This is a genomic window from Natranaerobius thermophilus JW/NM-WN-LF, from assembly GCF_000020005.1.
In the GTDB taxonomy this organism is placed as follows: Bacteria; Bacillota; Natranaerobiia; order Natranaerobiales; family Natranaerobiaceae; genus Natranaerobius; species Natranaerobius thermophilus.
In genome coordinates this window covers 787,595-811,311 of record NC_010718.1, presented here as the reverse complement: position 1 = coordinate 811,311, position 23,717 = coordinate 787,595, and the positions used below count along the sequence as shown (strand labels likewise).

Sequence of the window (23,717 nt, the reverse complement as noted above, 5' to 3'; positions counted from 1 at the left end):
TGATAGATTTACTAAGGTCACCTCCCCCAATTGGTTTTGAAAAACTTGGTAGTTAGAATATAGTTTTATTATGCAATAAATGTGCCAATATATGAGCCCATTTATATCAGTGTTTTAAATCGCTAAATCAAAAAAGTGGATGCTTACCGGGATAATCAGCGCCCAATAAACACCCACTATTATCAATTAATTAAATTAAACAAGTTAGTTAACATTTAATTTAGACATACATTAATGATTTAGTTTTTTCCCAGAATGAGTTAACTCTACCCCCTTTCGACCTTTTCCGTAGGTAATAAAACCTTTGTGTTGTAGATAATTTAATATTTTACGTATTTCATGTTCTGAAGTTTTAATCCCTTGATTTTCTAATAGTTCTTTTATAGTCCTTCGACCTGCACTTCTGATTTTAATTATTTTGAGTATTGAATCTGAAATCATTTTTTCTTCTTGAAGAAGTTCCGGAAAATGGTCAATTTCATTAGTAGTTTCATAATCAGCAGTGTCTTCATAGAAATCATCCGGAAGATCTTCTAACTTAATGGAATCATCAGACATATAGGCAAGATATTCAACACAGTTTTCCAATTCCCTTATATTGCCGTCCCAATCATGATTAACTAATTTATCCATGACTTCTTTTTCCATACTTTTTCGAACTCCGGTTTTTTGTAAAAAAAATTCTACTAGTAGCGGAATATCTTCTTGTAAATCATTTAAAGAGGGAAGTTTTAGATTTAGAACACTCAATCTATAATATAAATCTTTTCTTAGCTTGCCTTGTCTCATAAGTTTCTTAAAATCCTTATTGGTAGCTGCAATAATTCTAACATCAACAGGAAATGTCTTAGTTCCACCAATTCTCATTATTTCCTTTTCCTGTAATACTCGAAGAAGTTTAGCTTGCAGCTCTGAAGAGATGTCACCTATTTCATCTAAAAAAAGAGTTCCTCCATGGGCAAGTTCAAACAATCCTTCTTTTCCACCTTTTTTGGCACCTGTAAAAGCACCCTCTTCATAACCAAACAATTCACTTTCTAATAGTTCGGAATGTAATGCTGCACAGTTCACAGCAACAAAAGGATTATCCTTTCTTGCAGAGTAGTTGTGAATTGATTGTGCAAACAACTCTTTTCCAGTACCAGTTTGACCTATAATCAGTACAGGTTTGTCTAACCTTGCTATCTTCATACCTTTTTGTTTACATTTAATTAGTTCAGTGCTTTTTCCAACAATGGAATCAAAAGTATATCTTGCTAAATGGCCTTTTTCAGCTAAAGTTTTTCTTACTTTATTTTCTAGTCTTCGGATATTGTTTACATTTTTCATAATATAAACATAACCAAATGGTTTATTGTGGTCCATTAAGGGTTTTTTGGTAACGAGTAAAGAAGAATCTAAAAGGTCAATATCTATGACCTGGTTATTCACATTGTTTTTATTAATTAATTTTTGTTGAATTTCAGCTAGAATAGTTTCATCATCAACATTGGTACCTTGCAAATCTGTTTTATTAATGTTTAACATGTTAACTAATGCAGAATTGTTATGAAGAATACTACCTCTGTTATTAGTCATGAGGATAGCATCGTCCACCTCATCTAAAATAATAGATAATTTGGCCTCTGATTTGGTGATATCATCCAATATCGAGTGCATTCCATAACTTACAGGAACGATTTTTTTGCTGTGAGCTTTGACACTATCAAATATTGTTTCATCATTAATTTTGAGCTTAAGGGCAATTTCCCATAATGTTGATATATCAAATTCGCGCCACCCAATATCAATTACCTGATTCACTTTTGATGGTACATAGAAAGTTTGACCTGGGGTAACCGCTAAATCCAAATCGGGCACTTGTCCCATATCTGGATAGAATATATCAAATTGTATATGATCAATTCCTATTCGATGCAATAATGACAATAGATCTAAAGCAAAGGTACTACTATTACTAACAAGCATGGCTCGTTGTCCTTTTTCTAACTTTTTTAGTTCTTTAAATCCCTTTTTTAATATTGTCCTGGTTGGATAAATTACTTCTATATCAGAAGAAACAAATTTTTTTACATACTCATTAAGTAAAGGAGTAGAAATCATCAGTAAATCGCCATTTATTTTATGATTAATCCCCTCTTTTAGGGAATACGATTCAATTTCTATATAGTCTCCAAAAAAACTTTGTAAATCCTTGGTATATTTTTCTTTAGATGCAGGATCTAATGAAAAGAAAATCATTTTCTTCTTTTTCATAACTAAACAATCCTTTCTGACAGTGTATAGTTTTTAATCTATTTAGCTTATATTAATACATGTATACAGTATATCTTACCACATCGGGGGTCATCATGGTACTTATTTTGACATGTCATTAGGCAGGATATAATACTAAAAACCTGCCCGGGTAGAGCAGATTTTTTAGAACAATATTATGGTTGCAATAAACAATTAACTTTTACTCTTTTTTGATTTTCTGTCCAAATTACTCAGGTAACACAATATCCCTAACAGCTTCCTGTTCAATTCGCACCTTGTGTTTCAACATGAGATTAATTAAGTTATGGAACTCACTATATTCATCGTCCTTTAATAAGTCAGTTAATTTTTTCTCATAATCTTTGTTAAATTTATGACCATTATCAATATGGTACAGGTAGGTTTTTTCATCCATCATAAGAGGAGCAAAGGGAATGTTAGTTTTCTCTTTCAAATGATTATAAATCCTAAATCCCCCAAGATCTAAATCACCCCAATGATAAAACTTGGTTTCCATTCCTTGGTATTTGACGAAATCCCATAACTTATTGAGAATGTGTCTTCTCATCCTATTGTGATAACCTCCCAGGTAAATCACCAGATGATTATCAGGGGCAACACTTAGATAATGATAAAAGGATGTTAAATTTTCTATAGTTATTATACAATTCGCTTTAAGAGTATTAATTTTCATATCTTTGACCATTTGAGGTGGGAGTCCCACATCGGGGTAGAATGCTACTAGGTCGATCTCACCCTGATGAGTAGAAAACTTCATGTATCCGCTAATATTTACATGACGTGGATTTTCAATCAATCCAAACTCTGCTAGCAGTTCATTATCTTCCATCATATATATATCATATATATGATCTTTAAGCGGTTTAGCTAGTTCTTGATTTAGTTCTTGATCTAATTCTTTATTATCAGTTTTGTTCGACCAATAATTTTTGATTATCCAGACAATTCTTCTTTCATACTTATCCCATCTCTTAGAATCTCTATAAAGTTCTACAGAGAAGTTTCTTTTCAGAATTTCAAGTTCCTTATTTTTGGTTAACTGGTTTAATCCTATTAACAATTCCTCAATTTCATGTGGTGTTTCATACTTCACCTGGGCAGGTAATTTCTGTAGATGTTTTAATTTACTAAGCATTTCTTCGTAAAAGTTATTTAAATTACTAGAAGCCTCTTTATAGTATTTATAAAAAATCTTCTCTAGTTCGCGGTAGTATTCTATTTTTGGTTTTCTGTTCAAAACACTGTAAGCTTGTTCTAAGTTTTCATATTGTAAGGCTATCTTTTCCAGGTATTCACCTTCCTGATATTTTTTCCAAATAAGATCAATAAAGCCGTGCTTTTCCAGTTCTTTCATTTCGGCGTTATAATCCAGTCGAAACTTACTGTCACTGACATGATAATAGTCAGGATAGTTTTTTTCTGTTATATGAAGAAAGTCCCGACGAGGATTTTTACTTTCTTTCCCGTAGTCCTTTCGGTTTTCGTATTTATCCAGAAGTTTCGATAGCTCCCTTTTCTGAAGTTTGGTCAGTTTAACATTTGAGTTAGTAGATAAGTTTGAATTGTTATTTGAGTTGCTATCCATTACTCAAGCAGCTCCTTCCTGGACACTCGTTCTACAAAACTTGTGAACTTTTCTTTCATAACAATCAAGTTAGTATGAACATGGGGAGCAATTAACTGGATTTTACCCGTTGGTGCTACAATTAGTGGCTGAAAACCCAGGGTATCGATGAATCGAATGGCTTCTTCAACTCGATCTGCATCCATTCTATTAAAGGCCTCATCAAAGATAACCAGTCTTAGGGTGTCAGAATTACGATACATGCCGTATACTTGATAAAAAGAAGCTAGAATAGCCACGTAAAAAGGGACTTGAGTTTCCCCTCCACTTTTATCCCGGGCTACCTTGGAGAAATAACTCTGATTACCGTTTTCATCAGTGATTACTATTTCAAAATCTAGATAGGACCTGTAATCGGTGAGTTCCTGCATTTTTTCCTGGAAGGCATCTTCTTCAGCATTGAGATCTCTAAACAATTCATTGATTGTTTCTCCGTGTTTTTCACGGAAACTTTCAGTAAATAAATTATGGCCTTCATGAAGTTGAGGATCCATAATCATATCATAATATCCCTTGAGTTCTTGTTTAGGTGATAGTTTGAATCTATATGAATCAGTTCCAAACTTCATATTCTTCAAGGCCCTATTTAGTTCTTCTACCTCTTGTTTGGCAATTTCAATATTTTCTCTGAGCTTTGCTACAAAGTGTTCTCGAAAACTCTGTTCAGCCTTTTCCCTGACATCTTTAGCCTGGGACTGATACTCCACCAGATGGCTATCCTTTAAGTTTTGATAGCGTTGTTGGTACTTGTCATTAGTCTTACTCTGAGGATTAGCTGGAAAGTCAAATTCATGGTTAAAATCACTTCTCTTTTGAATAAGTTTATTCCAGTCTTCGTTTATCATGGTAGTTAACCTGTTTTTCTGTACTTCATAGTTGGCTTTTAGAGTCTCGGGGGGTTTGGTCTGAACTTCCGAATCCCATTTGGTCTTCCAGTTGCTTCGCTGATTCTCATCTATCAGTTCTAGATAATTGTCCAATTCTGAGCTGGCAGTTTCTACCTTGTCAGTGAGCTCTTTAATCTGTTCTTTCAAGTAGTCTATATTGGATCTTGTCTGTCCTTCTTTAGTTTGAAGTTTCCCGAGCTCTTCATCGGTTTCATTATACTCTTTAGTCAGTTGTTTTTGTTGTTTTTTAAGACGATCTATTTCCGAGGTGTCCATACTCATTAGTTGTTGATTCAATTCCTGTAATTCTCGCCTGAGCTGGGGAAGGACAGAAATCCTTTCATAGGCTGATTCGAGATTCGAAAACCGGTCCCGTTTATCATCGGGATAGTCTTCTATCTGTTTTAACTGAGAAATAACTTGATCTACCTGACTTAGTTTGTCTTTCAATTTTGCCAGTTCTTGTTTTTTGGTTTCTAACTGGATTCTTAGTGCATCACTACCGATATAGGGGGGCTGGTATCTATTTTTGGGAATTTGCCTGGCAGTATAGTTTTGATACAACATGCAGGTCTTGGTAATGGCTCGCCTGTATTGTTTTAGTTCCCGTTCATGGTCACATTTTACTATTCGGCCTAAAAGGAACTCGGCATAAGCCTTGATATGAGGTTTTTTAGCATGAATTTCTTGTGATAAGGCTTTGTCTTCGACTTTTATCTTTGACTCCATGAGTTTATCTGTATTCACCAGTCCTACCCGGTCTATTCCCTGGGAGAATTTATAGCGCTCATATAGTTCTAGGGCATCGTCAAAATAGCCAGGCTCTACTAAAAGGTCGAATCTCTGGGTATGTAGATAACCCTCAATGGCATTTTGCCACTCTTTATCCTTGATATCCATGGCTTCGCAAAATATGTCCACGGGGACAGGTTCGCCTCTGTCATTAACCAGATGTTCTTCCAGGATTTTTTTGAGTTTCATAGTAGGAGAATCACTTCGAAGGATTTGGTTTTTCTCCAGATCAGAAATTTCTTGCTCTAATTGGTTTTTATCGTTTTGTAGTTGTTTTTGTTCTTCTCTCAGGGAATACAGAGTACTAGAAATCTTTCTATGGATATCTTTCCAGGTAGCAGCCATATCTTCTAGAGAATTAGAAAAAGCCCTGGATATATCTTCTGGGTTGTCATTTTCCTTTAGAGATTTAGCCAGATCCCTCATTTCCTGGATAATTTGCTTTAATAACTGATAATTGGAAAATTCACTGTCAATATCAGCAGTTGTTAGTAGCTTTTTCAGGACTTCAAATTCTTCTGCTTCAGAGTTAATTTGATGACGGAGATTTTCCTGGAGTTTAGATAGCTCTTGTTCTTCCACTTGCTTATTGTGAATTTCTTTTTTCAAGTTCTCGATTTTTATAGTAATACTATTCTGGGCGATCTGCTGATGTACTTGTTTTATCTTATTATCCAGTTCTGTTTTCTCTTTTTCTTTAGTATTAATATCTTGTAACAACTTTGATAGGTTCTGTTCTTCCTGGGTACGTTCTTGCTCCTTTGTTTGTAGACGGGCTTTTCTATCTTCGAGTTCACCTCTGTAGATCATGTATTTGGCAGTATCCAGATTAGCTTGTTTTTGCTTGATTTCTTGATAAGTTTTATCAATCTGTTCTAGTGCTGACATTTCTTTTTTGGTATCTTCAATGTATTCTTCAAGTTCCCGGAATTTTTCAAAGTAGTCTCTCATGGTCTCTACGTCAACCTGGCGTTCTTCTAGAATATAGTCATACACGAAGCTTCGCAGGTGGGTTATAGGACTAAAACTTATTCCTTTTTGAATCAGGGAAAAGAATGACTGTTTAACACCGCCAAAGAGTTGGCGAAGGTCATTCAAATAACCAGACAGGTCGTTTTTGTAATGTTTAAATTTGATACCCTGTCCTTTTAGATAGCGAAAGAACTCATCCCGATTCCTGGGTAAGTTCTCTTCTTTATAAATTAACTCATCCCGGTACTCCTCATTATCTATTCTAAAAAACACATGCTCAAAGTCTTCTCGATTTTGATAATAGTCAAATAACACGCCTACCAGGTACGGTGTCTTGGTTTTGGAATGGAAAATTTCCATGATAATATAACTGGTAAAATCATGATCATCTCTTAGAAAAACCGTCTCCCCTTCCGTCCCGGTTTTACCTTTTAGATAACCTTTGATGTTTCTGGTGGTCTTTTCCTCAAAGGCTGAAGAGTTAAACCTAACTTTTGCCAGGTTTCCTACCAACACAACTTGAAGGGCATCAATTAGTGTTGATTTTCCCGCTCCATTGTCACCGGTTATCAGCACACTATTATCCATTTCCATGGTTTCATCGGAAAAAAAGTGCCAGTTAACTAGTTTAACCTTGGTCAGTGATCTCATGGTTAGTGTTCCCCCTCCCCTGTGATATCTTCGGTTTCGATATCTTCGGTTTCGATATCTTCTTGTTCTTCATCTTCTCGCTCTAGGTCCTCATCGGATTCCTCTAGCTCTATGCTGAAATCATCCATTCCAAGAAGTTCTCCCATGGAATCAAGTCTGGCATCATCCACCACCATCTTTAGGGAAGGGTAGAGAACATACTTGGCTTCTGGATCTTTATAATCTCCTGTTTTTAATTCCAGTAGTGAATAACCTGACAGCATCCGAAGGATCCTCCTCATCTCTTCTTTGGAGGGAAGCCTATCTTTTATTTGCAAAGCCATGTATTTTTCTTGAATTTCAAAACCTGCCACCACTATATCCCGGGTCAGTTGGAGATCCTTTTGCTTTTCGTCATATAGCAAGCGAAGAATCAAAAGGAAAATGGTTTCTTGTAAATTAAACCGATACCGGTTTTTTTCTTCTATATTGTACAGTTGAAAAACCGACAACCTCTTGTGGTGCAACAAGTCCCATTTAGCTATGCTGAAATAACCCTGGAATACTTCCAGGTTTTTCTCAACAAACCGATAGTACTGACGGTCCTTGTCCTTTCCATAGACCAAAAAAGTTTTATTTAATAGTCGATTGGCAGTGACTTGAAACTTCTCTTTATCTTTTTCAGACATTTTTTCATACTGTTCTACCCACTTCATCATTTATTTACTCGCCCCTTTTGATGCTGATCTATTTTTAAGTTGTACCACCTGATGTGGCAATTCTACCTGTCCTTCATCAAGTTCAATCATATCACCTCGGGCCCCTGTTATTTGATATTCAGCTTTTTGGGAGTTTTGATAGAGAAGGATATATATCAACTTAATCCAGTCTTGCTTGGATTTACGGGGAAATTCATGGAGATAAAGAGATCCCTTTTGCCCCAGGTATTCTCGAACATACTGATTAATATCCTTGATTGTAATTTCTTCTTCTACTCGCTTTTTAAACCTGGCAAAACTTCTGTCCCTGGCTCTTCGATCTACTTTTTGAACCTGTACAGGGGCAGGATCATGTTCTTTGCTGGTACGAGTGGGTTTTTTCATACTCTGATCGTCAACGACCCTCTGGGGGTACAGATGAAGGAGTTGTTCAATTTCTGAAGGAAGGTCCTGCTTTTCTCCCTCTTCTTTGGCTTGAGAGGCTAAATATCTAAGAACTCGTTTCAATTGTTCTTCCGAGCCTGCACCTTCTGTCATTTGAAACTGAAGTTTCTCCATAGCTGAGGTTACATATCGTCTATTCCGGTTATCTATCTCATTTAAGATCTCATCCATTCCTTGAAAGTTTTCTTCTATAAACTCCAGCCAGTTGTACAGCATGTTTTCAGCATCTATACGGTTGCTGGCCTGCCTTTCTTTAACCATGGTTTCAGCCTGGCTGATAATTTCGTTTCTATTATGACGCAGGTTTTTCACCTGTTTTAAAATTCCTGCCCGGTATTTTGATATGTGGTCCGAGGTTTTTAGGCGGTAATACTGTTCTCCGAGAATTTCTTCATAATAATCTACCAGGATCTGTTGGATGATTTCCTTGGGTTGTTGGGTTTTCAGAAGTCTTTCTGTGTACATTTTAATACTGTGATTTAAGCTTTTCAGACCATTGATTAATTCTTCGGTTGTTTCTCTGGCCTGATTTACCGCCACATAAGTACTTCCATCATCACCGGTTAAGTTTTGATAAACGGATAGAACTCTACCTTGAAACTCCATACTATAGCCACTTTTGATTTTATCCAAGCTTTCTAATAGTAAAAAAGCGTAATCAGGTAGGGAAATTCGGTAGGAATAATCATAATTTTGCTCTTGAATTATCCACCCACATTCTAAAAGTCTTCTTAAGAAGTAATGGGCTCTTTCCCGAGCATCCTTTGATAATTGCTCTAATTCGCTGATATTATTGTCATGAACTTGTTCTGTAAGTTCATCTATCTTGTAATTTTTATCTTCTACATACTCGACAAACAAATTTATAATAGCTTCCCTATCTAAAGTATAGATTGTCTTTTTATGTTGATCATAAATTAAAAATAGTAAATCCGTGTACACTTCTTTTAAGCGACCAGTCAAAGGAGAAAAGAGATTATCGGGTATTTGTTGAAAAAGATTCACTAAGTAACACCTGCTTTCTTGGTAAGAACGAATCATTTCTTACTTCCTGACAAATATGCTTCCTGACAGATGAACGATTTATTTAGATAAATTATAACAGAAATTGCAAGGTTCAGAAACTCATTTACTTCAAGCTTCCATTAAGGGATTTCCTAATTTAAAGACAAAAAAAGAGCCGGAGTTTTGTTTACCCCGGCTCTTATTAGTCAATTTAACATTTTATTTTTCTTAAGGTTGACTATATATTCCCTTGTTTAAACCATCTACAACTGAGTAGATAATCTTATTTGATCTAAGGGTAGCTCCTGTGAATCCGTCAACATCATCTTCTACAATCTCTCCAGGTTCGTATAGGTCTGCTAGGCTCACCCTAATATCAGTACCTTCTAGATGGTCAATTAGTTCTTTATGCTGTTCCTTAATGCCTTCAATAGTGTCATCATCTGATTCTAGATAATCTTCACCGCCGTAACTTAGATGTCTAAAACCAATCTCAGTAATGACATTATCTTCAAGAGTAAATTGGGTATTTACCTGCATTTCTCCTCCATCTTCAAAAATACCTCTGTAAGTTCCGTCTTCAAAACTATAATCCGGATGTGGTGTGTAAGCTTCAGCTATATCTCCACTGTATACTCCTTTATTTAATCCATCTTTCATGGCAGAAATAATTTTGTTTGACCGAAGAGTAGCTCCAGTGAAGCCATCAACTTCATCTTCTACAATCTCTCCCGGCTCATATAAGTCAACAAGACTGTCTCGTATATCAGTTCCTTCTAAATAATCCAGTAATTCTTTATGCTGATCTTTTATCCCTACTACCAATTCATTTTCAGATTCTAAGTAATCATCTCCATCATAAGCTAGGTGTCTAAAGTCAATTTCAGTGATTTCATTGTTCTCAAGGGTGAATTGAACATTTACTTGCATTTCTCCTCCATCTGAGAAGACTCCTCGATAAGTACCATCTTCAAAACTTTCTCCTAAGACTGGATTATAACCTTCTGGGATATCATCAAAGCTATAAACACCTCTGTTAAGTCCATCCCTTACAGCATAACTAATCTTGTTAGCTCTTAGTGTGGCGCCACTAAAACCATCAACCTCGTCATCCACAATACCTCCAGGCTCATAAAGAGCTGCTAAACCAGTTCTAACGTCTTCACCTTCCAGGTAATCAAGAAGTTCCATATGTTGTTCTTTTAAACCTTCGGTAGTATCATCATCAGGTTCCAGGTAATCCTCACCACCGTAGGTTAAGTGTCTAAAGTCAATATCTGTAATTTCGTTGTCTTCAAGGGTGAATTGAACATTTACCTGCATTTCTCCTCCATCAGAAAAGACCCCTCGATAGGTACCGTCTTGATAGTCTTCATTTCCAGTGTTCTGATTCCAGGCTATCTGCTCAAGTTCATTGTTGTCGTTATTTTCAGCCTCTTGTTCCTCTTCTTCTTGTTTTTCTTCTTGGTCTTCTTCATTTTTGTCAGCAGCTTCTTCCGCACCACATCCTGTTAGAACTAAAGTAAAAACTAAGGTTAATACTCCGATCAAAAGTAAAATGCGACGGTAATTCAAAATACTCCCCTCCCTTTTTGTGAAAAATATCATTTAGTAGTTCTACCACTAATTATTTCATATATTTGTACCTAATAATATTAGGGTAAGCCTTTAATAATGCTAATGGAATTCCTGTATAATTTGTAAGGGAAAACCCCGACTTAGCTTAGTTAGCAGGATTAAAGTAGTTATAATAGAATATAAAACTTATAGTACTAAAGGAGGAATCTTTATGTCACATTTACTTAAATCATTGGAAATCGGTCCATTAAGTTTAAAGAATCGTCTGGTTATGCCACCTATGGCTACAGCAAAGGCTGAACCTGATGGATCTGTTAATCAGTCTATCTTTGACTACTATTCCGAAAAATCTGATGGGGGATATATCTCATTAATCATAGTCGAGCACAGTTTTATCTCCCATGAAGGTCAAGCTAGCGAATATCAAGTTTCTATCGCTGATGATCAGAAAATAGATGGTTTGGAAAAGTTAGCAGAGATTATTCAAAACAATGGTTCTAAGGCAGTAATGCAAATAAATCACGCCGGGAGTGCAGCCCCCGAAGATATCATAGGGACAAAACCCGTAGGACCGTCGGCAGTTCCAAACCCACGCAAAGGAAATACCCCCCATGAGCTCACTGAAAAAGAGATTCAAGATATTGTGGAAGCTTTTAGCAATGCTGCCAGAAGAACTAAAGAAGCTGGATTTGACGGTGTAGAAATTCATTCTGCCCATGGTTATCTGCTTAATCAGTTTTATTCACCCCTTACTAACAAGAGAACAGATAAATATGGCGGAGATGTACATAAGCGAATTAGAATTCACCTTGAGGTAATTGAAGCAGTTAAAAAAGAAGTTGGAGAAGATTTCCCTATTCTTTTACGACTCGGAGCTTCAGATTATCAAGAAGGTGGCACTACTATTGAAGACAGTAAAATAGCAGCCAGGGAATTTGAGAAAGCGGGTGTAGATATTCTTGATATTTCGGGAGGCCATTCGGGATATATGGTGAATGGTCTTGACGGACAGGGTTTCTTCGCTCCACTGACAGAAGCTATTAAAGAAGTAGTGTCAATTCCGGTTATCCTAACTGGTGGAATTACAGAACCCGAGGCAGCCGAAAAACTACTTATTGAAGGGAAAGCTGATTTAATTGGGGTAGGTAGAGCTATACTCGAGGATTCCACTTGGGCTAAACGGGCCATTGAATCCCTACAATAAAAACAAAACCAGCCCTTAGGAGCACTTTGATATGCTCCTCAGGGGCTGGATAGTCAACACTTAATTGGACAATTATTTTAAGGTACTAGACTTATATTCAATCTCACTATGGTATAAAGATAATCGACTTCACAAAATAATAGCTAGCTATCCCATTTCCCAGTTACGTCCATAAGATGAAATATTCCTCCTCCGATGATTCCCGGTATAAAAAGCCATGATAGTACAATAAACGTATCTAGTTTGTTAGGTAGGTGTAGAACAATATTATATATTAATATAATATAAGTTACCAATAATACTCCAGAACAAATTAAACCAACAGGTAAATTGGAAGAATTCATTTTCAACCTCCTACTCTTTGATTAGTAATAAACTGTCGTAACTTGAAATAGTTAAACTGAACGACTAATTTTGTCCATTAATTCTAACTCCTCTTTTTGATTCTCTGTAAACAATGATATGACTATAAATAGCGTTGTTGATGTAATTAGTGCAGCAACATTTGGCACGACCCATTCTGGCGTTAACCCGGCAGCTCTAGTAAAGCCTAAAATAACTGCAACAAATAGTGACATACTCATTGACCAAAAAGCCCCAGAAGTAGACCCTTTCTTCCACAACGTTCCAATTATTATTGAAGGCCACCAAGCAGCAAAAACTGAGGTAGCAAACAAGAATGCATACAGAACAGTTAAACCTTCAATAGTTGGTATTGATGCACCAATAAAAACTATTATAGCTAGAACTACAACACAAACCCTGGTAACCAGAAGAACTCTATTATCTGATAAATCTTTTATAAAGTATTTTTTAATTATATCATTCGCAAGGGTAGCGGAAGCTTGTTGCAAAAGAGACGATGAAGTAGAAATTGCCGCTGCTATAACCCCAGACATACCTATTGCCCCTACAAAAGGATTTACTAAATTCCTTGCAACCCACGGAAATACCTCTCCTTCAACAGTAAACCCTTGAACATGTTCTAATACTGGTAAATATCCAAAAGAGTATAGCAACCCAAATACCGTAATTGGTATCCCTATTGAAAGATATAGCATAGCTTTACCAAACTCACGTTCACTTTTCGCAATATAGATCCTACTCATCAAATGAGGTGCGGCCATAACATTAATTAAACATAAAACATTTAATTCAATGATATTCATGGTACCCTGGAGAAGGGAGTCGTCTCCAACCCAATTAAAAAGATGTGTAAACTCTGGTGTTGCTTTTTGAATTGCTAACTCAAAACCTCCAAGGTGCTGAATTATTGGATACCCTATCAATAAAGAAGACATAAAAAACACACAAAACATTATTACATCCGTAATAACAACAGAACGCATTCCACCTCTAATAGTAAACATAGTAATCAAAAGGATCACAGCTATTAGAGAGGTCATCTCATTCCAGCCAAATAAATTTTTACCGACAACAACTGTACCTATTGTAACGCTGATTGTATAAGCTACCATAGAAATTAATAATATGATTGAGGAAACTAATTGTATAGCTTGACTAGGATATCTTTTCTCAAAAAATTCAGGGATTGTATTTAAATCCATCCTTCTAATATATCTACCAATTAATAGTCCAATAAATAAGCTAGCAACAACAGTCATCCCAAATTGAGAAAGTATAGCTAGAGGACCACTTGCTACAACTGTAGCTGTATAACCTATTAAAGTTACACTACTCAAGTTAGAAGCAATTAGCGATCCTGTTATTTGATACCCCACAGCACTTTTGCTCATAACCATATGATCACCAGTGGTATTTGTAACCCGCCCGGCATAAACACCTACAAATAAGTATAATACAAGAAACAGGACAGCAACTATACTATAAATATCCAATTTATTTCCTCCTTAACTGCATTTATTTCTTACAAAATTCATATCTAGTACAACTGCATTTACAGTTTGTAAAACACCATTCGCTGGATTTCAAAGATGTCAAAAGACATACCAACTGCTCCATTTTGCTGAATATCCTTATCCTGTTAAATCAAATGACACGTTATATATTTCACAATTTGCTTTGTTGTCATATATATTTTTGATAATACAACCGAGACTTTGCGAGAGTTTTTAAATTAGGGAGCCATTCGGCTCCCTAATTTGGTTAAATTCCGCTTAAAAGGACTAATAGTTAAAAATTAAAACAACAAATGTGAAATGAATGCAACAATAGGTATAGCAATCATAGTTCTTACAGCAACCATTTTGACTATATCTTTGAACTTAATATTCAAACTTGATTGTAACATAGCGGATCCAGCTTCACTTATAAAAATAATCTGTGCAATAGAGAGCAATACTACAAAGAATACACTTTGCTCAGCTATCTCTTGCCCTGAAATAGAGATTACTGGTAAAGTAATTGATAGAAAACCAAGGATTGGAGCAGCTGAAATTTCAGCCGCATTAGGTAATTGTAATAACTCAAACAATATTCCAAATGGTCTTCCCACCCAAGTAAAAATCGGTGTGTAGTACACTAGTGTAAGTGTAACTACAACTATTGTCATCATATATGTCACTATTCTTTGAGCAAATTTGAGTGAATTAACTAATCTTAATGCAAAGTCCTTCATATTAAATTCTTCAGATCTGTTACTAGCTGCAATTAGAGCTCTTCTAAAAGCATTTCCTTGTTTATCTACTACACAATCTTCTTTTGTTTGAACCCTATTGTCCACATACTCATTTTTATATGATGAAATAGGAGGAATTCTTAAAAGGATAGGTGTTAGCACAAACACTAGTAATAAACTGCATATTACTAAAACGCCAAATTGGTACTCAATCCCCCCCATTGCAGCCAATACACCAATAAATCCAACACTACATGTACTAAAACAACTTGCCGCACCGATTGCTTCTCTTTTAGTGTACACTTTTTCTTGATAATAATCGTCTGTTAAATATATTGCTACTGCTGGTGATACTACAAATGAAGATAAACAGTCTATAGCCGATTGACCAGGAAGTTTAAATATAGGTCTCATTAAAGGTTCAATAAGTATTCCAACAAATTCTACAAGACCTGATTTTAAAATAATAAATATTAACCATCCAGCTAAGGTTATTGTTGACATTATATCTGCTGATAAGGGTAATAACTCCCCGCCTATTCTTGGATCCTGAAAAATAAATGCTGGCCCTATTTCAAATAAAATACAAATTGTTGATATAAGTGAAAGGAAAAAAAACAATATTTGATCTGGTTTGTCATTTTTATGATATTCGGCAAACCATTTAACTTTGAATACTCTTCCTAATAACACAGAAATATTTAAAGTAACAACCATAATGACTACAATTCCAATTAATGCATCTCCCAATAAAGATCTAAGCGTGTTGATTATTACTACTAAGGGAACATTTGACTCTTGAACAGGAATAAAAAATAAAAAGATACCTAACATACTTAACAAAATAAATTTTAGTACTGAGTTTGTGTCTAATTTTTGTACTGTTTCATTTTCATTAGTCATCATTAATACCCTCCTTAATTATTTTATAATAGCTCATTTCAAAATGCTGCTATTTGATTTACCAGGGAGCTATTTATCAATTAAAAGCTTGTCCAATTTAACAAACATTCATAAGGGGAAACACCTATTTGTTCTCGCCTTCACGAATTGTTTTATTAACAACTGGTACAACTGGTCTACTAACAGAGATTTTTCATGCAGACGCAGCACCTATATTTGATAATTAGGCAACAAATTTATCTAATACATCTTCGATAACTCCTTTTGCAGCCCAAGCCTTGTATTCACGACTCCTTGATTTTGATATCTCTTTGATTAAGTCTGATAACATTTGTCCTATTTCATCTTTTAAGTCTTTATCTATTACTCTTCCTATCATAGCCTTTTCAGCTTTTTCAAAATTTACAGGTGTTGGTGTTATTGCTCCTATTACAACTTTGGCTTTTGTTATTTTGTGATCTTCTATTTCAAGCCCCATAGTTACACCAATTCTTGAAATAGTCACTTTACTTCTAGAACCTAGTTTGACAAATGCACTTTTGTAATTAGGTGACTCTGGAATTTTTATTTTGATTTTGACAATTGCCTCATTATAGTCAATACAAGTTTTTCCTGGACCTAATATTACTTCTTTAATTGGTAATTCTTTGAAAGTGCCTTCTGAATTAGCAATGACAATTACTGCATCTAGCATGAATAGTATAGGTATAAAATCCCCAGCAGGTGATGCAGTCCCTATATTACCTCCAATTGTTCCGTTGTTGCGAATTTGTTGAGACCCTACATCTTTTGCACCATCAACGATTGCTTGTAGCTTCCCTTGTAATATTGGACTATTCTCTAATTCAGTCATTGTTACAGCTGCACCAATTTCTACAGTATCTCCTACTTGCTCAATCTTTTTTAGTTCTGGAACATTTCCCATATAAAGCAGAGCATCTGGTGTTATTTCTCCTGAATTCATATTAATAATAAGGTCAGTTCCTCCACTAATTATTTTGCTTTGTGGTGTTAATTGTGCCAATGAAGCATGTAATTCAGATAATGTTTTTGGTGTAAAACTCATCATTTTATTAACCCTCCATTTCTTGTGCACTTCTTTGTACAGCACGAATAATCTGACTGTATCCAGAACATCGACAAATATTTCCTGATAAAGCAATACGAATCTCTTCTTCTGTTGGGTTACTGTTTCTTAATAATAACGCTTTAGTTGACATTATCATGCCTGGTGTACAGTAACCACACTGAATAGCAGTTTCTTCAACAAAGTTTTTTTGGATAATGTCTAATTCCCCATTTTCAGATAGGCCTTCAATAGTGATAACCTCTTTACCCTCTAATTGTGTTGCTACTAATAAACAAGAATGTAGGGCCTTTCCATCAACAATCACTGTACAAGCTCCACATTCACCTTCAGAACAACCTTCTTTCGTACCTGTTAATCCTAAGTCTTCTCTTAATATATCTATCAGACGTCTATTTCCATCCACCTCTAAGGTTCTATCTTTGCCATTTACTTTAAAATTTAGCTTCATGTTAAGCCCTCCCACTCATAAGTTTAGCAATTTTATCTGGATTAATTGGAATTTCACAAATTTCAGTTGATAATGCATCATTTATTGCACCAACGATTGTTGCTGTTACTGGTATATGTGCTATTTCACCTATTGATTTTGCTCCATATGGACCGTCTGTTCCACCATCTTCAATAAGTTCTACTCTTACATTTGGTGCATCATAACAATTAACTACATGATAATCTTTCATACTATTAGTACTTTGCCCCTGTTCAGAAACAGTTAAGTGTTCAGATATGGCAGCACCCATTCCCATAGTAACCGAACCTTCAATTTGGGCTATACACATTTCACGATTAAGAGCTTTTCCTATGTCATGTACTGCTAAATAATCTAAAGTTTTTGTCATGCCTGTATATGTGTCTACTTCCACAAGTGCGAAGTGAGCAGCCGTCACACTAGGATTGGTATCATCTTTATGTTGATAAGTTGCAACAACTTCTTTTCCTAGCTCAAATAAACTCTTAACAGATGCCTCAGCATAAGTATAGTTAATTTCCTCATCTTTTTTGGAGCGAACATACCCATTGACAACCTCTATATCTTCTAGTGGAATATTGTGTAACTCAGCTATATTTTTCCCTAAAACTCTTTTTATTTCTTTAGCACACTCTTGTGCTGCTCGTCCTAATACATAAACTGTTCTACTTGAATAACATCCATAATCATATGGTGATACGAAAGTATCTCCTTCTTTCACTGAAACCATATCAAGAGGAATGCCTAATTCTTCAGCAACAATCATTTGGAAAGTTGTTACGGTACCACATCCATGGTCATGTAAAGTTACGTTTGCTTGAATACTTCCATCTTCCGTCATTCTCATATCCACTGTTGCAAATTCTCCTCTTTTTGGTGTAAATCCGTTCACATGTCCACCGCAAGCTACACCTATACCACGTTTATAACGATTGTTTTTGCTATTAAATTCAGATACTTCTTTCTTTCTTAATTCCCAGTTAAACTTTTCTCTACCTAATTCTAAGGATTCTTTAAGGCGAATTTCTCCAAGATCACGATCTATGTAAATATCCTTGTCTCCTGGTAAAGCAACATTTTTTAATCTCAATTCAACAGGATCAATATTAAGTCTTTTAGCAGCTACATTTAAGTTATGTTCAATCATTAATGTAGCCTCTGGTCCTGACCATCCTCTAAACCCTCCAGATACAGGTGTATTAGTACATGTAGTTCTAGCAGTAAAATCTACATAAGGATATTTATAGCAACGGAAGAATTTACCGAGCATTGTATTAATATAAACATATGAATTTCCTAAGTAAGCTCCAGCATCTAAAGTTATATCCGTTGTAAAGCTCTGTAGCTTACCGTCTTTTGTTATTTTTGATGTAATCTTAGATTCAACGGCTCCTCTACCGTATACTGATACCATACTCTCAGCCCGGTTATATACCAATTTAACTGGTTTTCCAACACTGAGTGCACAACACGCAGCCACAGGTTCTAATACCCATTCTTGTTTTGCACCAAAGGAACCACCCATGGTAGTTTTAATTACTCTTATCTTATGATAAGGTATTTCAAACAAATCACCAACTACAGTTCTTAAGCCATGGACACTTTGGTTTGGACTCCATATAGTCAACTCATCTAACCCATGATCATAATTTGCTACACAACTGTGAGTTTCCATAGTGAGATGGTTGAGCCTATCTAACTTATTGCTAGTAGTAATTTCAATTGCTGAAGGATCCACTTTACTTTCGTCCCCAACTTCTTTATGAAGATCACCATAGACAGCACCGTCTTTATGGATATTATCTATTGAACCATTTAACGTTTGCTCTGGTGATAATGAATATGGTAATTCTTCATAAGTTACTTCAATAAGTTCCACAGCTTTACGAGCAATTTCTTCTGTTTCAGCAATAACTGCAGCTACTCTGTCCCCTACAAAACGAACATGATTATTAAAAACTCTTTCTTGATCTGGAACAGGTTGTCCAACAAAAGTTCGATATCTAGAGAACTCCTTTTGGGTTGTATTAAAACAATGTAATACTTTAACAACCCCTGGTAATGCCAATGCTTTTGAGTCATCAATTGACTTAACGTATCCATGAGGAATTGGACTAAACAACACAGCAGCATGTAACATTCCTGCTAGTTGCATATCACCAGCATAGGCAGTCTGTCCAGTAGCTTTACCCTTTGCATCATGAGTTGGGTAAGAAGAACCTATTATTTGCATTAATTAGCACCCCTTTTATTTGAATTATTAAGTACAAATTATATACATATGAAAGTGTGGTGTTAGTATAAATTCTTGGACACATCATGGTTAAGTCACTTACAATATTAATAACGAAAGGATGTGTCCAGTAATGAGTAATAAGAGATATAATGAAGACTTCAAAAGAACAATTGTAGATTTATATAATTCAGGTAGTTCTGTGAAGGATTTGTCTAGCGAATATGGTGTGACAGAGGTTACTATTTATAAATGGATCAAAGATTTCTCTCCAAACCAACAATCTGGCAGTGAGGGAGCCACTTCAAAAGATGTGGAAGAAATGCAAAAAGAAATGGCTCGCTTGAAAGAGGAGAATGAAATCTTAAAAAAGGCTATGACCATATTCGCCAAAAAGTAGACAATACAGAGCTTACTGAATTTATAAAAGAACAAAAGGACGAGCATACTATCAAAGCTATTTGTGATGCTCTAGACTTTCCGAGAAGTACTTATTACGAAACAATAAATCGAGTTGAATCTAATCGTGACAAAGAAAACAGAGAACTATTAGATCAAATAACTCAAATTCATAAAAACAGTAAAAAGCGATATGGTGCACCAAAGATCCACGCTGTGCTAATCAATAAAGGATACAAAGTCAGCTTAAAAAGAGTCCAACGATTAATGAGAAAAGAGGGTATCAAATCAATTGTCAGGAAAAAATATCGGCCTTATCCTAGTAGAGAAAAAGTAGTCGAACGAGAGAATCTCCTAAAACAAGACTTTTCAACTACATTTGTCAATCAAAAGTGGGTTACTGATATTACATACATTGATACTGTTAAAGACGGCTGGTGCTACTTAGCCTCTGTAATGGATTTACACACCCATAAAATTGTTGGATACTCTTTTAGCAAGACCATGACAACAGATTTAGTTATTAAAGCTGTTAAAAATGCTTATGATACACAGAAACCTGGCAATGGACTTATTCTACATAGTGATCTAGGTACCCAGTACACTAGCGATGACTTTAAGCGTTTTTTAAGGTACAAAGGGATCAAGCAATCATTTAGCAGAAAAGGCTGCCCTTATGACAATGCACATATCGAATTGGTGTTAGTATAAATTCTTGGACACATCATGGTTAAGTCACTTACAATATTAATAACGAAAGGATGTGTCCAGTAATGAGTAATAAGAGATATAATGAAGACTTCAAAAGAACAATTGTAGATTTATATAATTCAGGTAGTTCTGTGAAGGATTTGTCTAGCGAATATGGTGTGACAGAGGTTACTATTTATAAATGGATCAAAGATTTCTCTCCAAACCAACAATCTGGCAGTGAGGGAGCCACTTCAAAAGATGTGGAAGAAATGCAAAAAGAAATGGCTCGCTTGAAAGAGGAGAATGAAATCTTAAAAAAGGCTATGACCATATTCGCCAAAAAGTAGACAATACAGAGCTTACTGAATTTATAAAAGAACAAAAGGACGAGCATACTATCAAAGCTATTTGTGATGCTCTAGACTTTCCGAGAAGTACTTATTACGAAACAATAAATCGAGTTGAATCTAATCGTGACAAAGAAAACAGAGAACTATTAGATCAAATAACTCAAATTCATAAAAACAGTAAAAAGCGATATGGTGCACCAAAGATCCACGCTGTGCTAATCAATAAAGGATACAAAGTCAGCTTAAAAAGAGTCCAACGATTAATGAGAAAAGAGGGTATCAAATCAATTGTCAGGAAAAAATATCGGCCTTATCCTAGTAGAGAAAAAGTAGTCGAACGAGAGAATCTCCTAAAACAAGACTTTTCAACTACATTTGTCAATCAAAAGTGGGTTACTGATATTACATACATTGATACTGTTAAAGACGGCTGGTGCTACTTAGCCTCTGTAATGGATTTACACACCCATAAAATTGTTGGATACTCTTTTAGCAAGACCATGACAACAGATTTAGTTATTAAAGCTGTTAAAAATGCTTATGATACACAGAAACCTGGCAATGGACTTATTCTACATAGTGATCTAGGTACCCAGTACACTAGCGATGACTTTAAGCGTTTTTTAAGGTACAAAGGGATCAAGCAATCATTTAGCAGAAAAGGCTGCCCTTATGACAATGCACATATCGAATCATTTCATGCTACTTTGAAAAAGGAAGAAGTTAACCATGTTAAGTACTTAGACTTCAAATCGGCTGAAATTGCTCTATTTAGGTTCATTGAGAGCTGGTACAACAGAACAAGAATCCATGGAAGTTTGGAGTTTTTAACTCCTCAACATGTTGAGGATCTAGCAAAGCAATCTGCTTAATACTTAACTTTTTGGTGTCCAAAATTTTGACCTAAGTCCATACACTTAAATTAATTATAAGTATAATTAGTTAATCTGAGATTCGCATTTAGCCATAAATGACATAATTTTAATTGTTAAAATAATCCCAGCAATGAATATACCAATAAAAGCTAAAACGGCTAATCCAGGGATTGCCATCAAAACAATTCCAAATAATGTGGCAATGTTTAAGAATAGGAACTGTTTCCAACGCAGTTCTGCTTCAATACTAAGATCAAATTCTTCTTGCATGTCAGCTAGAGCTTTAATACCCATGAATACTTTGTAAACAGCAATTAGACTAAGAATTAAGCTGATAATTCCTATCATGGCACCAATTGGGTTAACGGAAAAGTTAACTCCAGGTCCCACAGGCGCAGGTGCTTCATAAATTGTAAATATAGATAGAAAGATTAACACATAGGTAAAAGGTTTAGCTGAATTAAAGTTTTCATTCCAAGAAGCTAAGGTCCCTAAGGCTAGTGCAAATAATATATAACCAATAATATCCGGTAACACATTAAAACCCTGTAGTCTAAAATCTAGTGAAACAAATAAAAATCCCCAATAAAGATGCCTAAAAGCTGCTGCATACGTATTCATTTATGAATTACTCCTTTCTATCCTAAAAAATCATTATAAATAGCAAATCATTAATAGTAGACGTATTAATTTAGCAAATAGTCACTTTAATTTATTGGACTTAGGTCAAAATTTTGGACACCAAAAAGTTAAGTATTAAGCAGATTGCTTTGCTAGATCCTCAACATGTTGAGGAGTTAAAAACTCCAAACTTCCATGGATTCTTGTTCTGTTGTACCAGCTCTCAATGAACCTAAATAGAGCAATTTCAGCCGATTTGAAGTCTAAGTACTTAACATGGTTAACTTCTTCCTTTTTCAAAGTAGCATGAAATGATTCGATATGTGCATTGTCATAAGGGCAGCCTTTTCTGCTAAATGATTGCTTGATCCCTTTGTACCTTAAAAAACGCTTAAAGTCATCGCTAGTGTACTGGGTACCTAGATCACTATGTAGAATAAGTCCATTGCCAGGTTTCTGTGTATCATAAGCATTTTTAACAGCTTTAATAACTAAATCTGTTGTCATGGTCTTGCTAAAAGAGTATCCAACAATTTTATGGGTGTGTAAATCCATTACAGAGGCTAAGTAGCACCAGCCGTCTTTAACAGTATCAATGTATGTAATATCAGTAACCCACTTTTGATTGACAAATGTAGTTGAAAAGTCTTGTTTTAGGAGATTCTCTCGTTCGACTACTTTTTCTCTACTAGGATAAGGCCGATATTTTTTCCTGACAATTGATTTGATACCCTCTTTTCTCATTAATCGTTGGACTCTTTTTAAGCTGACTTTGTATCCTTTATTGATTAGCACAGCGTGGATCTTTGGTGCACCATATCGCTTTTTACTGTTTTTATGAATTTGAGTTATTTGATCTAATAGTTCTCTGTTTTCTTTGTCACGATTAGATTCAACTCGATTTATTGTTTCGTAATAAGTACTTCTCGGAAAGTCTAGAGCATCACAAATAGCTTTGATAGTATGCTCGTCCTTTTGTTCTTTTATAAATTCAGTAAGCTCTGTATTGTCTACTTTTTGGCGAATATGGTCATAGCCTTTTTTAAGATTTCATTCTCCTCTTTCAAGCGAGCCATTTCTTTTTGCATTTCTTCCACATCTTTTGAAGTGGCTCCCTCACTGCCAGATTGTTGGTTTGGAGAGAAATCTTTGATCCATTTATAAATAGTAACCTCTGTCACACCATATTCGCTAGACAAATCCTTCACAGAACTACCTGAATTATATAAATCTACAATTGTTCTTTTGAAGTCTTCATTATATCTCTTATTACTCATTACTGGACACATCCTTTCGTTATTAATATTGTAAGTGACTTAACCATGATGTGTCCAAGAATTTATACTAACA

The 23,717-nt window shown here is 35.3% G+C and carries 16 protein-coding genes and 1 pseudogene; 3 read left to right on the top strand and 14 right to left on the bottom strand.

All coding sequences use genetic code 11. The annotated features are described in order from the left end of the window. Positions 1-231: 231 nt before the first annotated feature. The 6 genes from NTHER_RS04020 to NTHER_RS03995 all read right to left on the bottom strand — a co-directional run bounded on the left by NTHER_RS04020 (position 232) and on the right by NTHER_RS03995 (position 10,928). On the bottom strand, positions 232-2,256 hold the full coding sequence (locus tag NTHER_RS04020; RefSeq protein ID WP_012447244.1) for a sigma-54 interaction domain-containing protein: 2,025 nt from the start codon (positions 2,254-2,256) through the stop codon (positions 232-234). A gap of 229 nt (positions 2,257-2,485) precedes the next feature. Further along, positions 2,486-3,865 carry a Wadjet anti-phage system protein JetD domain-containing protein gene (locus tag NTHER_RS04015; RefSeq protein ID WP_012447243.1) on the bottom strand — a complete coding sequence of 460 codons (1,380 nt, stop codon included), beginning with the start codon at positions 3,863-3,865 and terminating at the stop codon, positions 2,486-2,488. Then, a complete protein-coding gene (locus NTHER_RS04010; RefSeq protein ID WP_012447242.1) occupies positions 3,865-7,206 on the bottom strand; it encodes an ATP-binding protein in 3,342 nt (1,113 codons plus the stop codon). The genes NTHER_RS04015 and NTHER_RS04010 overlap by 1 nt, the downstream gene beginning before the upstream one ends. Before the next feature lie 2 nt (positions 7,207-7,208). Then, complete coding sequence (locus NTHER_RS04005) at positions 7,209-7,904, bottom strand: DUF4194 domain-containing protein (RefSeq protein WP_012447241.1); 696 nt, start codon at positions 7,902-7,904, stop codon at positions 7,209-7,211. Next, entirely contained in the window at positions 7,905-9,389 is a 1,485-nt protein-coding gene (locus NTHER_RS04000) for a Wadjet anti-phage system protein JetA family protein (protein ID WP_148206807.1), read from the bottom strand. Between the two features lie 192 nt (positions 9,390-9,581). Next, positions 9,582-10,928: an FMN-binding protein gene (locus tag NTHER_RS03995; RefSeq protein ID WP_012447239.1), complete on the bottom strand. Its 1,347-nt coding sequence runs from the start codon at positions 10,926-10,928 to the stop codon at positions 9,582-9,584. Between the two features lie 214 nt (positions 10,929-11,142). Between NTHER_RS03995 and NTHER_RS03990 the strand changes: the two genes are divergently transcribed. Then, positions 11,143-12,135 (top strand): oxidoreductase, encoded by a 993-nt coding sequence (locus tag NTHER_RS03990; RefSeq protein WP_012447238.1) that lies wholly within the window; start codon positions 11,143-11,145, stop codon positions 12,133-12,135. Positions 12,136-12,278: 143 nt separating this feature from the next. Here NTHER_RS03990 and NTHER_RS03985 read toward each other — a convergent pair whose 3' ends face one another. The 6 genes from NTHER_RS03985 to NTHER_RS03960 form a co-directional block, all read right to left on the bottom strand. Next, a complete protein-coding gene (locus tag NTHER_RS03985) occupies positions 12,279-12,479 on the bottom strand; it encodes a hypothetical protein (RefSeq protein WP_012447237.1) in 201 nt (66 codons plus the stop codon). 51 nt (positions 12,480-12,530) lie between these two features. Further along, on the bottom strand, positions 12,531-13,994 hold the full coding sequence (locus NTHER_RS03980) for a sodium:solute symporter family protein (RefSeq protein ID WP_012447236.1): 1,464 nt from the start codon (positions 13,992-13,994) through the stop codon (positions 12,531-12,533). Positions 13,995-14,296: 302 nt separating this feature from the next. Further along, on the bottom strand, positions 14,297-15,637 hold the full coding sequence (locus NTHER_RS03975; RefSeq protein ID WP_041367386.1) for a YjiH family protein: 1,341 nt from the start codon (positions 15,635-15,637) through the stop codon (positions 14,297-14,299). A gap of 223 nt (positions 15,638-15,860) precedes the next feature. Further along, on the bottom strand, positions 15,861-16,706 hold the full coding sequence (locus NTHER_RS03970) for an FAD binding domain-containing protein (RefSeq protein ID WP_012447234.1): 846 nt from the start codon (positions 16,704-16,706) through the stop codon (positions 15,861-15,863). Positions 16,707-16,710: 4 nt separating this feature from the next. Beyond that, positions 16,711-17,175 (bottom strand): (2Fe-2S)-binding protein, encoded by a 465-nt coding sequence (locus NTHER_RS03965; protein WP_012447233.1) that lies wholly within the window; start codon positions 17,173-17,175, stop codon positions 16,711-16,713. A 1-nt stretch (position 17,176) separates the two neighbouring features. Beyond that, positions 17,177-19,429 carry a xanthine dehydrogenase family protein molybdopterin-binding subunit gene (locus NTHER_RS03960; RefSeq protein ID WP_012447232.1) on the bottom strand — a complete coding sequence of 751 codons (2,253 nt, stop codon included), beginning with the start codon at positions 19,427-19,429 and terminating at the stop codon, positions 17,177-17,179. A 133-nt stretch (positions 19,430-19,562) separates the two neighbouring features. On the opposite strand from NTHER_RS03960, the pseudogene NTHER_RS03950 reads away from it, so the two are divergent. Together NTHER_RS03950 and NTHER_RS15550 are read left to right on the top strand one after the other, a co-directional pair. Next, positions 19,563-20,524: pseudogene (locus tag NTHER_RS03950) on the top strand (IS3 family transposase); the annotation flags it as partial. Between the two features lie 77 nt (positions 20,525-20,601). Further along, positions 20,602-21,743, top strand: a protein-coding gene (locus NTHER_RS15550; protein WP_414628103.1) for an IS3 family transposase whose coding sequence is annotated in 2 segments (ribosomal slippage) — positions 20,602-20,842 and positions 20,842-21,743 — 1,143 coding nt in all. Because the reading frame shifts where the segments join, the coding sequence is not laid out codon by codon here. A 66-nt stretch (positions 21,744-21,809) separates the two neighbouring features. Here NTHER_RS15550 and NTHER_RS03935 read toward each other — a convergent pair. Beyond that, a complete protein-coding gene (locus NTHER_RS03935) occupies positions 21,810-22,367 on the bottom strand; it encodes a hypothetical protein (protein WP_012447231.1) in 558 nt (185 codons plus the stop codon). Between the two features lie 135 nt (positions 22,368-22,502). Continuing rightward, positions 22,503-23,644, bottom strand: a protein-coding gene (locus NTHER_RS15545) for an IS3 family transposase (protein WP_414628103.1) whose coding sequence is annotated in 2 segments (ribosomal slippage) — positions 22,503-23,404 and positions 23,404-23,644 — 1,143 coding nt in all. Because the reading frame shifts where the segments join, the coding sequence is not laid out codon by codon here. Between the last annotated feature and the right edge of the window lie 73 nt (positions 23,645-23,717).